Raw genomic sequence first — 12,213 nt, forward strand, 5'->3', positions numbered from 1 at the left:
GTCTGTGCGAAAGCGAAGCGACAGCAACAGGGTCTCATCTGTGCGAAAGCGAAGCAACAGCAGGATGTTGGTCCCGAAGGCGTTATCACAGGACGTGATGTTTTTAGCCTTCGTTCCTCTACTGCACGATCTAGAGCACTCAACTTTATCAAAAATCATGCTTTAGAGTAAGATTTAGAGGCGTTTATGGAATTGATATTGGGGCGTAAACAAGTATTAAATGAAATGATAATAGACCAAGACGGCAATTAAGCTATCTTGGTCAGCAGTCGCTACCACTCTCAAAGAAATGTTGAAGGTATAAAGTTCATTCGACATTTCTCAGGGAGAGACAATGGATTATTTTTTTAATTCTATTTTCTAGTCGCCACGTTTCTCTAGATTTTTAGCAGTTTTTACTTTGGTCAACATCCTTTTGGTTTTTAAAGGTACCCATGAGAAAATCATAGGCCAGGTTCGTAACACCATACCAGTAATTTTCATTTTTGAAATGATGCCATAAATGAACCTTCTTCATCCAACACCCCCATGCCCTAATTCTCCTAGACATTTATATTAAACATCATTTAAATTTTCCTCATATAGATTATTGAAATATGAATCTATTCTACGTTCACTAATTACACTTGTTATTAACAAACAGGCCTATAATGTAATTGAGCCGATTCAAAGTTTTTTGAATCGGCTCTTGTGTGGTCTTCAAACCTTACAACGACTGAATTTATACGCAATCATAATGACGTTTACTCATGCACCGCTAGATGTGAAAGCCACTTTTGACAAGGCTAAACATCTCTTTCATTCAAATTCATAAGATATTGCAGACAGTGCATAAAGCGGCGCTGTTTCTGCTCGTAAAATTCGGGGTCCTAAAGACATAGTTTGGGCACCGGCTTGAAGCAGGGCATCTGCTTCTTTTCGTGCGATGCCGCCTTCTGGACCAAAGATAATTAGTATTGATTTCGACTTTTTGTCATACGCGTTTTTTAGCTTCTCCGCAAACCTTGTGCGTTTTTCTGCTTTTGCATCCTCTTCATCTGCTATAAAAACGACGTCGAAATTGCCCGTGTGTTTTACTAGCTGTTTAAAAGAGATTGGTTCATGAATTTCTGGGATATGTGTACGATGGGCTTGTTCAGCTGCTTCTTTTGCAATTTTTTGCAAGCGCTCTTGCTTTTTCGCACCTTTCTTCTGATCCCATTTAACGATGGAACGCTCCGCTTCAAACGGCAATAGGGCAAACATTCCAAGCTCTGTTGCCTTTTGTGTAATAAGCTCTAGTTTATCGCCCTTCGGCAAACCACATGCCACGGTTACATGAACAGGTAACTCTGGAGAAGGAATTGTCTGTCCTGTAGATTGGACAAGTACCTCATCTTCTTCAAAAGCTGTAATTGTACAAATATGGGCGATATTTTGTGCAACAACAACGATTTTGTCGCCCTCTTTCATACGCATTACTCGTTCAATATGTCGTGCATCCTCTCCGCTAATACGTGCTTCCTCTATGGTCGTCTCAATAAAATAACGTTGCATGTTAGACACTCCTTTATAACAAGAAGAGAAAACGCCAAATCACAAGCACTCGGCTCACGATTTGGCGCTTCCTCAGTCAACTTATTGTGGACGTCGGGCAATGATAGCTACCCAATCTTCCATTAGTAATACTTCTTCGATCACAAAGCCTGAAGCTTCTAGTGCTGCTTTTACATCATCACGTTTTGCGCCGATAATGCCTGAAGTGACATATAATCCACCCGGTTTGACAATTGAAAATGCATCGTCAGTAAAGGACATAATAATTTCAGCTAAAATATTGGCTACAACGACATCAGCTGGTTCCTTTACTGTATCTAACAGGTTTCCATGAAAAACAGATACTGTATCATCAACTTTGTTTAACGTAACGTTTTCTTGTGCTGAACGTACAGCTACTTCATCTAAATCAAGCGCATGTACGCTCTTAGCTCCTAGTAAGGCTGCACCGATTGAAAGAACACCTGACCCCGTTCCAATATCGATAACCAAGTCTCCCTCTTTTACAGCCTTCTCAAGCCCTTGTAAGCACATAACAGTTGTTGGGTGTGTTCCTGTACCAAAGGCCATACCAGGATCTAATTCAATTATTAATTCATCTGTTGATACTGGTGTATATTCTTCCCATGTTGGTACAATTGTAAAGCGTTCAGAAATTTTTACAGGATGATAGTATTGCTTCCATGCTGTTGCCCAATCTTCCTCGTTTACTTCTACAATCGATACAACATTTTCACCAATATCGATGTTGAAATTCGTTAAATTTGTTATAGCCGCCTTAATTTCTTCGACTGTTTCATTTAAAAAACTAGACTCCGATAAGTAAGCCTTAACAATAACTCCATCTTTCGGAAAATCCGCTTCATTTAGCGCATATATTTCACCATACTGATCTTCACGTGGCTTAGCAAATTCAGCTGAATCCTCAATAACAACACCACTTGCTCCTGCTTCATGCAAAATATTCGAAATTGCTTCTACCGCTTCATTTTTTGTATGAATGGATAATTCTGACCACTTCACGTAGCTCTTCAGCTCCTCTAATTATTCACCTTGGAATTTTTTCTTAATTTTATCGAATAGTGAGCTTCCTTGCTCTTCAGGAATATCACCACTAATTTCCGCAAATTCACGTAGTATTTGTTTTTGTCTTTCTGTCAATTTTTCTGGCGTTACAACTTTTACTGTTACATATTGATTCCCTGTGCCATAGCCATGTACATTTTTGACACCTTTGTCTTTTAGACGGAATTGCGCACCAGACTGTGTACCCGCTGGAATACGTAATTTCACTTTCCCATGAACAGTCGGAACTTCAATTTCATCGCCAAGAGCTGCTTGTGGGAATGTCAGTTTCAGTTCGAAATAAATATCATCGCCATCACGTTCAAACTCTTTGTGTCCTTGAACGCGGAACATAATATATAAATCTCCTGCTGGTCCTCCATTTATACCTGGTTCACCTTGACCAGACACACGAATTTGCTGACCATCATCAACACCTGCTGGAATCGTTACTTTGATTTTCTTACGTTGTTGAACTTTTCCTTCGCCACGACATGTTGAACATTTTTCTTTAATGATTTTACCTGTACCCTGACATGTTGAACAAGCACGACGATTCATCATACGTCCGAATGGTGTATCCACTGCTTGATTTACTTGACCAGCACCTTTACATGTAGAACATGTTTCAGGATTAGTACCTGGTTTTGCCCCAGAACCGTGGCAAGTATCACATACTTCATCTTTAGGGATTTCGATTTCTGTTTCTTTTCCGAAAATCGCTTCCTCAAATTTAATATTCATACGATATTGTAAGTCATCACCTTTGCGTGGTGCATTCGGGTCTTGTCGACGACCGCCACCACCAAAGAACGAACTGAAAATATCCTCGAAGCCGCCAAAACCGCCGCCGCCTCCAAAGCCACCACCAAAGCCTGCATTTGGATCCTCGTGGCCAAATTGATCATAGCGCGCTTTTTTTTGATCGTCACTTAATACTTCATAAGCTTCAGCGATTTCTTTGAATTTTTCATCTGCACCTGGCTCTTTATTTAGATCAGGATGGTATTGCTTAGATAATTTACGGTATGCTTTTTTAATTTCATCTTTAGAAGCCGATTTCGTTAAACCAAGCACCTCGTAATAATCGCGTTTCTCCATGATTCACACTCCGCTCTTTTTGCATAAAATCTATTGTATCACGCAGTTAAAAAAACTGCCTCTATTTTATTATTAATTATTCATTAAAATTGTTGCACCACATGTTTTTTCACTTTTCTCGCAGATAACCTATGCAACTAGATGATTATATGTGCGTAGGATATAGCAAAAAATAAAGAGAAAAGCCAAAGCCGCAAGCGGTCTTTGGCTTTTTCACTTAACTATGTTACTTACTATTATTTATCTTCTTTTACTTCTTCAAAGTCAGCGTCTACGATACCGTCGTCTTTTTTACCAGCGCCCGCATCTGTACCCGCTTCGCCACCTTGAGCTGCTTGAGCAGCTGCTGCAGCTTGTTCATATACTTTCATTACTAGCGGCTGTAATACGCCTTCTAATTTTTCTTTAGCAGATTTAATGCCTTCTAGTTCGCCAGCTTCAAGCGCTTTTTTCAGTTCATCACGAGCATCTTCAACAGATTTTTTCTCATCTTCTGTAATTTGTTCACCTAAGTCAGCAATTGTTTTGTCAACTTGGAACACTAATTGGTCTGCTTCGTTGCGAACATCTGCTTCTTCTTTACGTTTAGCATCTGCATCAGCATTTGCTTCAGCATCTTTTACCATGCGTTCAATATCTTCCTCTGATAAACCAGAATCAGATTGGATAACAATTGTTTGTTCTTTGTTTGTACCAAGGTCTTTCGCTTTAACAGATACGATACCATTTTTATCAATATCGAATGTTACTTCGATTTGTGGTACACCACGTGGTGCTGGTGGAATATCTGCTAATTGGAAGCGACCTAATGTTTTGTTGTCTGCTGCCATTGAACGTTCACCTTGTAATACGTGAATATCTACTGCTGGTTGGTTGTCAGCTGCAGTTGAGAATACTTGTGATTTAGATGTTGGGATCGTAGTGTTACGGTCAATTAATTTTGTGAATACGCCACCCATAGTTTCAATACCTAATGAAAGTGGAGTTACGTCTAGTAGAACTACGTCTTTTACATCACCAGTTAATACGCCACCTTGAACAGCAGCACCCATTGCTACTACTTCGTCAGGGTTTACGCCGCGGTGTGGTTCTTTAGCAGTTTCTTTACGTACAGCTTCTTGTACAGCTGGAATACGAGTAGAACCACCAACTAAGATTACTTGGTCAATTTCAGATGTTGATAGACCTGCATCAGATAATGCTTGACGTACTGGACCTACTGTACGGTTTACTAACGGTAATGTAATTTCGTCAAATTTAGCACGAGTTAAAGAAATTTCTAAGTGTAATGGACCCGCTTCACCAGCAGTGATGAATGGTAAAGAAATTTGAGTAGATGTTACACCTGATAAGTCTTTTTTCGCTTTTTCAGCTGCATCTTTTAGACGTTGCATAGCCATTTTATCTTTAGCAAGGTCAATGCCGTTTTCTTTTTTGAATTCTGCTACAAGGTACTCGATGATAGCATCGTCGAAATCGTCTCCACCTAGTTTGTTATCACCAGCTGTTGCTAATACTTCGAATACACCGTCACCTAATTCAAGAATAGATACGTCAAATGTACCACCACCAAGGTCAAATACTAATACTTTTTGATCTTGATCTTGTTTGTCTAAACCATAAGCAAGTGCAGCAGCTGTTGGTTCGTTGATAATACGCTCTACTTCTAGACCAGCGATTTTACCAGCATCTTTTGTAGCTTGACGTTGAGCGTCATTGAAGTATGCAGGAACTGTAATAACTGCTTTTGTTACTTTTTCACCTAAGTAGTCTTCAGCATAACCTTTTAAGTATTGTAGAATCATTGCAGATACTTCTTGTGGCGTATATTCTTTATCTTCCACTTTAACTTTTTCAGATGTACCCATTTTAGATTTAATAGAAATAATTGTGTTAGGATTTGTTACTGATTGACGTTTTGCTACTTCACCAACTTGACGTTCGCCATTTTTAAACGCAACAACAGATGGTGTTGTACGGTTTCCTTCTGGATTTGGAATTACTTTTGGTTCTCCACCTTCAAGTACAGAAACACAAGAGTTTGTTGTTCCTAAGTCAATACCAATAATTTTGCTCATTAAAATTTCCTCCTATTTAAACGCAAAGATGCGTTTTCTACTAAATGTAATTGACTAAATAGTGCTATGACTATTCGTTTACTGATACCATTGTTGGGCGTAATACACGATCCTTTAACATATAGCCTTTTTGAAGCTCGCGTACGACAACACCCGTTTCTTTTTCACTATCTTGCTCTTGCATGACAGCTTGGTGAACATTTGGATCAAACTGCTCACCTTCTGCTTTAATAATTTGTAAGCCTTCCTTCTCAGTCGCTTCTAGTAGGGAGCGGTACACCATTTCGATACCTTTTACGATAGAAGCAGTTTCTTCTGAAGTCGCTTCAACTTGTAAAGCACGCTCAAAATTATCGATTACTGGCAGTAAATCTGAGAGTAAGCTCTGCGCACGGTACTTTTCAGCAGCCTCACGATCAAGTTGATTGCGACGGCGTATATTATCGAAGTCAGCTCGTAAGCGTAGATGACGATTTTCCTCGTCGGCTAGCTTTGCTTGTAACTCAGCTAGCTTTGCTTCGTACTGTTCTTCGATTGTTAATTCAGCTTGTTGTTCTTCTTTAACTTCTGTTGCTTCTACTTCTACTGCATTTTCAGCTTGTACATCCTTTTCTTCTTGTACAAGGTCTTTGTTTTCAGTTGTTTCCGTCACTTAAATCCTCCTCATTATCAATCACTACGATTCTTCGTAAAGGCTTGTGTTAAATCCATCCGTATTACGTCTAGTAAAGCAACAACACGTTTATAATCCATACGTGTAGGGCCAATAATTGCTATAGCTCCTTGTTGATCTTCACCAATAGAATAAGTGGTCGTAATGACACTACAGTTTTCCATTTCTAACTGTTTATTTTCTGAGCCTATACGAATTTGAATGCCCGATTCATTAGGATGGAAGAGCGACTGAACTTGGCTAGTCGTTTCCATTAAGTCCAAAATCATACGGACTTTATTTAAATCGTGGAATTCCGGTTGGTTGAACATATTTGTTTTACCACCATAGAAAATTTTACTTTCTGAATTATGCATCGTCGCTGTAACGAGAGCGTGAATAAAATCATCCGCTGATCGAACATGCTGCTGTAATACTGCTAGCACTTCAGCTTCGAGTTTTTTATGAATATCCTCTAATGAAACACCAACTAGGCGTTCATTTAAGATATTAACCATTTTCTCTAAATCAGAAGCGGTAAAATTAGGAGGTAAACTAAACATCCTATTTTCAACATGTCCGTTATTCGTTACGATTATCGCAACTGCTGTATCGCTAGAGAGTGGCACAATTGAAAATCGTTTAACACGATGTCTTTGAACATCAGGTCCTAAAAGAATCGATGTATACGATGTCAGCTCTGATAATATATTGGCTGACTTTCGAATTATATGCTCTACTTCTACTAAACGATCGTTGAAAATTGATTGAATTTGCTGAATGTCCCTTGAATTAATGCCCTGTGGGTTCAACAAATGATCCACATAAAATCTATAACCCTTTTCCGAAGGCACTCGACCAGAGGAAGTGTGCGTTTTTTCTAAGAAGCCTAATTCCTCTAAATCCGCCATTTCATTTCGAATTGTGGCTGGACTAAATGTAATCTCTTGCTTTTTGGAGATTTGGCGAGAACCTACCGGCTGTGCAAACATAATGAAGTCGTCTACAATGGCTTGCAATATTTGTAATTGCCGATTTGTTAGCATGATTATCACCTCTGTTAGCACTCAGCTAAGAGGAGTGCTAATACTATTAATAAGTTATCAAATCCCACATTTTATGTCAACGATATCGCTCAATCTTCTAGTAAAAATTGTTGAAATACTTCATTACCTACAAAACGACCTTTTCGGGTAAGACGAATTCCATTAGTATCATATTCCAAAAGATCTTCTGAAACTAGTTTTTCGATGACATGTCGGTAACGTACATGTATCGATTCTTTAAATTTCTCTTCATATATAGTGTGTGTAATTCCTTCTGTTTTACGCAGACCTAAAAACATTTGCTCTTCTCGTTTTTCATTCTCTGTTACAACATGTTCATATACAATTGGTAGTACCCCTGCATTCACGGTATCCATATACTTTTTCAACGGTCCGTGATTTGAATAACGCACACCTGCTAGATATCCATGAGCCCCGGCACCAAAGCCTGCGTATTCATCGTTTTCCCAGTATATTTTATTATGTTTAGAACTGAAACCAGATTGTGCAAAGTTGCTAATTTCGTATTGTTGAAGTCCATGTGCCTCCATCTGGTCCATCAGCACATCATACATATCTGCTTCAAGATCTTCAGTTGGTAAATGTAGCTTACCTTTTGTGTATTGATTATAAAAAATAGTTTTTGGCTCCACGATTAGTGAATACGCTGAAAAATGTGGTAAATCAAGCGCAAACGCTTTTTCTAAGGAGTCCTTCCATTGTGCCATCGTCTGCCCCGGTAAACCATACATTAAATCTAGACTTATATTTCTGAAACCTACCTTTTTCGCCATAGAAATTGTTTCATAAACGTGATCGTTACTATGTGTACGACCAATTTTCTTTAACAACTCTTGATTAAAGGATTGCACACCCATACTTAAGCGATTTACACCACCATCAAACAATGCCCGCATTTTCGCTTCTGACAGCTCGTCTGGATTAGCCTCTGATGTAAATTCTGTCACACTGCTCATCGGAATATACGTACGAATAAGCTCAAGAAGCTTCTCTAATTGTTGAGGTGATAAAGCTGTTGGTGTACCACCGCCAAGAAATATCGTTTCAATTTGTTTAAAACTCTCGGGATATTTTTTTGTAGCAAGCTCCATCTCCTTGCCAAGCACTTCTATATATTCATCAACTGGTTGATTTTTGAAATAAAATTTATTGAAGTCGCAATAGTTGCAAATTTGATGACAAAAAGGAATATGAATGTAAACACCTCGTGCCATAGCTATCCCTTCTTTCTCATTAGTCTTTTTCCATTTCCTCATTATAAACAATCGAGGCAGGGAACGCCATGAATCCAACTAGTAAAAATAACTACCAGGTGTGTTACTTAGCCATTTTTATCCACAATTAATTAGAAGGCTCTGATTTCCGCTACAGTCTACTCACTTTGTCGCTGACGCTTCGCTTTCGCGCAGAGCAAGGCTTCCTGCAGGAGAGCGTCGAGCCACTTGCTGCGCGACATCTACAAGAATGTCTTTTACTGCAAATCGAAGAGGATGATTATGATCTACAACAGTTTATTCAAAAAGGGTCATTTCTGCTAGCTGAACGTAAATTTCCTGAGTTGATGAAATCTCTTAAACTTTCTAAGGAACGGTTATTAGCACTAATTAATCAGCTTCAGCACTAACACTACTGCCTTGCACTTTGAACTCGGTAGATGACATCGAAAATGTTACACCAGATATTGTCGTTGTTATCAAAGATGGCGCATTACAGCATTGTAGCTGAAATATTTCAGCCGCTGATTAACAATTCATTATTTCTCGTCAAACTCTGCAATATCATATTAAGAAACTAGCCATTCGAAAAGAAGAGTTTATATAATTCAATTCATTTCACACAAAAAAATCAAAACCATAATACGCGGTTTTGATTTTTTTGTGTACTTAATAACATACAATTCCTATACAAACACCAACTAACACAAGCACATAAGGTTGAATTTTCCAACGTATCAAGCACCATAAAAAAACAACCGCAATCACTATGTCTAGTCCATTTTGAATTGTCTGCGTAACAATAGGATGGATAAAAGCAGCAGCTAAAATCCCAACTACCGCAGCATTTGCTCCAGCCACCACTCCTCTTAATCCTGCGATACGGTTAAGAGCAATCCAAAAAGGCATCGCCCCAACTATCAGTAAAAAGGCCGGTAAAAAAATGGCTACAGTAGCTATGATGGCTCCTGGTACTCCGGCAATAACCAGACCTATATAGGAGGCAAACGTAAATAATGGACCAGGGACCGCCTGTGTCATTCCGTAGCCTGCTAAAAAATCTGAAGAACTCATTAATCCACTTTGGACAAACTGTGCCTCAAGTAAAGGCAACACCACATGACCTCCACCAAAGACTAATGCACCTGATAGATAAAACTTTTCAATTATCGTAAACCATTCATTTTGAATAAATGGGCTTGCGACTGGTAAACCAATAAGTAATAGAACAAACAGCACTAAAAAACATACACCGGTCATTTTTGAAATCGGCACAATCGTTTCTTTTAAGTCCTCTCTTTCATCGGTCTTCTTAAAAAATTGATAACCTATGACCGAAGCAACGATAATAGCAGTTACCTGTGCAAGTGGATGAATCCATAGAAGCACTACTACAAGTGCTAATAAAGCAATTATAAAATGGCGAATACTAGGGATTAATTTTTTTGACATATCAAAAATAGCTTGTGCAACAATCGCAACCGCCACTAATTTTAAGCCATGAACCCAGCCCATCTCCATCTCAGTTTGTGTAGAAAAATAGGCAAATGCCATAAGCAGCAAAACTGATGGTAATGTAAAACCAAGAAATGACACAATACTTCCAAACAATCCGCCTCTTAATAAGCCAATACCCATCCCTACCTGGCTCGATGCTGGTCCCGGCAAAAATTGACTGAGTGCTACAAGCTGACTGTAGTCATTGTCAGATAACCATTTACGCTTTTGAACATATTCATTTTGAAAATACCCTAAATGTGCAGTGGGACCCCCAAAGGAAGTACAACCTAATTTAAGCGAAACTAAAAAAATTTCCCATAACCTTCGCAATATCTTCAACCACTTTCCATATCATTTATATTCATATTACGTGGGCTAACCATCCTTTGGGATTAAGATATTGTAAAGTTTTTTAATTAATTTCGCATTTGCGTAATTGTAGCTGACGCTTCACTTTCGCTACAGAAAACATTTGTTGCTGTCGCTTCGCTTTCGCACAGAAAACATTTGTTGCTGTCGCTTCGCTTTCGCTACAACAAACAATGCGTCTGGATTTTGAATTGTACGAGCTCTACTCCAAATCCATTCGCCTCCCTCTAAAAAGGAACCACACCTACATTCATTTCATCACCTTAAGAAATGGGAATCTTCTATCGCTGACGCTGAATGTAGTTAAAATCACGGTAAAATATAGTTATTTTTCTTCAATTTCAACTGCTGAACCAAGCTCACTTCCATCTGCAGCAAGAGAAATTAGCCTATAGTACTCCTCCGTTAAATATACTGTATCGAGGCGAACACCCCACTTCGTATAATCTACATTTAAAGGATAAGCAGAATTAAAGTGCCAAGATTCCCCTGATGCTGATTGGATTTTTAAATGTATCGCTTCATTTAAAAGGCTATTCTCGGATTGAAAGTAAATCGTTGTTGAAATTGGTGTAGAAACAACCTTTTCTATCGTTATCTCCTGACCATCTAACAGCTTTACTTTTTTCTCAACAGAGAAGACCTTTCTATCTTCTTGTAATTGCTTTTGTGAAGCTTCCACTTGAAATTCCCACGGCTCGTCAATCTTTTTTTCTCCGTTCCAGTCGTTATAGCGAATATCTAAATTTAATATTTTATCCTTTGGTAATTCGCTTAATTTCACACTACTATAGATTGTAAAAGTTTTATCGGATTGCGCGATGGACTGTCCTCCATTTCTAACTGTTAATTCTTGACCATTCACAAAAACCTGTGGAACGAAAAAAAGTTGATCATCGAAATTTAAGTCCTTTACTGGTTTATAGGTAGCATTCAATAGTATCTGATTATCGTCAATTATTATTTCATTTAACGTTAAACGTCCGAGGCTATTTTCAGTAGTTTTACCAACAACTGTTTTGTAGGCTTCAAAATTCAAATCCTTATTAAACAAAAAATAAAAAACAAGCATACAAGTAGCTACCAATAAAAGCAATACTACAATAAACCATGCTTTGCGTCCTCGATTTACCTTAGGCTGAACCTCGACTATCAAATCATTGGACATCATGTACACCTCATTTAAGAAAGAATGTCTACACAAATGCTTTTTATCTATTGTAGTTTTTAGATGAACATTATATAACCTCTAACGAAACAAGGAGTGACTGATTTCACTATGTATCTAATAGGCTGGGACATAACTGATCAAAACCTAAAAAAGCATGAGAAATCAATTTTAGAAACGTTGATTTCTCGCGCTTTTCTGAGGTAAATTTTTTTAATTTTACTTTGAAAATATACTTATGTCCCAGCCTCTTCATGTTGTTGAAAAACTTGAAGAAAAAAAGGTCAAGGAAATCTTTGTGATAGTTGCAGCACTTTAAATGAGTGTGATTCTGTTTCATGCCTCGCGTTCGTGTGAGCAAGCGTCAAACCGCTTTCTTCGCTTACATTGTTGCTGTCGCTACGCTAGCACTACGCTTTCGCTCAGTCAAAACCATTTGTTGCTGTCGCTACGTTAACACTAC

The 12,213-nt window shown here is 38.4% G+C and carries 10 protein-coding genes and 1 pseudogene; 1 reads left to right on the forward strand and 10 read right to left on the reverse strand.

Features of this window, described 5'->3' with window-relative positions; genetic code table 11:
- Positions 1-360: 360 nt before the first annotated feature.
- The 8 genes and pseudogenes from QRN68_RS18800 to hemW all read right to left on the reverse strand — a co-directional run.
- Positions 361-538 (reverse strand): annotated as a pseudogene (locus QRN68_RS18800) (sterol desaturase family protein); the annotation flags it as partial.
- A 260-nt stretch (positions 539-798) separates the two neighbouring features.
- Positions 799-1,536, reverse strand: a complete 738-nt coding sequence (locus QRN68_RS18805) for a 16S rRNA (uracil(1498)-N(3))-methyltransferase (protein ID WP_285398429.1) — start codon at positions 1,534-1,536, stop codon at positions 799-801.
- An 81-nt stretch (positions 1,537-1,617) separates the two neighbouring features.
- On the reverse strand, positions 1,618-2,559 hold the full coding sequence (gene prmA / locus QRN68_RS18810; RefSeq protein WP_285398430.1) for a 50S ribosomal protein L11 methyltransferase: 942 nt from the start codon (positions 2,557-2,559) through the stop codon (positions 1,618-1,620).
- Between the two features lie 21 nt (positions 2,560-2,580).
- On the reverse strand, positions 2,581-3,702 hold the full coding sequence (dnaJ, locus tag QRN68_RS18815; protein ID WP_285398432.1) for a molecular chaperone DnaJ: 1,122 nt from the start codon (positions 3,700-3,702) through the stop codon (positions 2,581-2,583).
- A gap of 236 nt (positions 3,703-3,938) precedes the next feature.
- Positions 3,939-5,780, reverse strand: coding sequence for a molecular chaperone DnaK (gene dnaK, locus QRN68_RS18820; protein WP_285398433.1), 1,842 nt, complete (start codon positions 5,778-5,780; stop codon positions 3,939-3,941).
- Positions 5,781-5,850: 70 nt separating this feature from the next.
- A complete protein-coding gene (gene grpE, locus QRN68_RS18825) occupies positions 5,851-6,432 on the reverse strand; it encodes a nucleotide exchange factor GrpE (RefSeq protein WP_285398434.1) in 582 nt (193 codons plus the stop codon).
- 17 nt (positions 6,433-6,449) lie between these two features.
- Positions 6,450-7,478: a heat-inducible transcriptional repressor HrcA gene (gene hrcA / locus QRN68_RS18830; protein ID WP_285398435.1), complete on the reverse strand. Its 1,029-nt coding sequence runs from the start codon at positions 7,476-7,478 to the stop codon at positions 6,450-6,452.
- An 89-nt stretch (positions 7,479-7,567) separates the two neighbouring features.
- Positions 7,568-8,713 carry a radical SAM family heme chaperone HemW gene (gene hemW, locus QRN68_RS18835; protein WP_285398439.1) on the reverse strand — a complete coding sequence of 382 codons (1,146 nt, stop codon included), beginning with the start codon at positions 8,711-8,713 and terminating at the stop codon, positions 7,568-7,570.
- Positions 8,714-8,880: 167 nt separating this feature from the next.
- On the opposite strand from hemW, the gene QRN68_RS18840 reads away from it, so the two are divergent.
- Entirely contained in the window at positions 8,881-9,123 is a 243-nt protein-coding gene (locus tag QRN68_RS18840; protein WP_285398436.1) for an RNA polymerase factor sigma-54, read from the forward strand.
- Between the two features lie 259 nt (positions 9,124-9,382).
- On the opposite strand, the gene chrA is transcribed toward QRN68_RS18840, so the two are convergent.
- Together chrA and QRN68_RS18850 are read right to left on the reverse strand one after the other, a co-directional pair.
- Positions 9,383-10,543, reverse strand: coding sequence for a chromate efflux transporter (chrA, locus tag QRN68_RS18845; RefSeq protein ID WP_285398437.1), 1,161 nt, complete (start codon positions 10,541-10,543; stop codon positions 9,383-9,385).
- 364 nt (positions 10,544-10,907) lie between these two features.
- Entirely contained in the window at positions 10,908-11,750 is an 843-nt protein-coding gene (locus tag QRN68_RS18850) for a DUF4179 domain-containing protein (protein ID WP_285398438.1), read from the reverse strand.
- Positions 11,751-12,213 lie beyond the last annotated feature (463 nt).

Source organism: Lysinibacillus sp. fls2-241-R2A-57 (assembly GCF_030209535.1).
Taxonomy (GTDB): domain Bacteria; phylum Bacillota; class Bacilli; order Bacillales_A; family Planococcaceae; genus Lysinibacillus.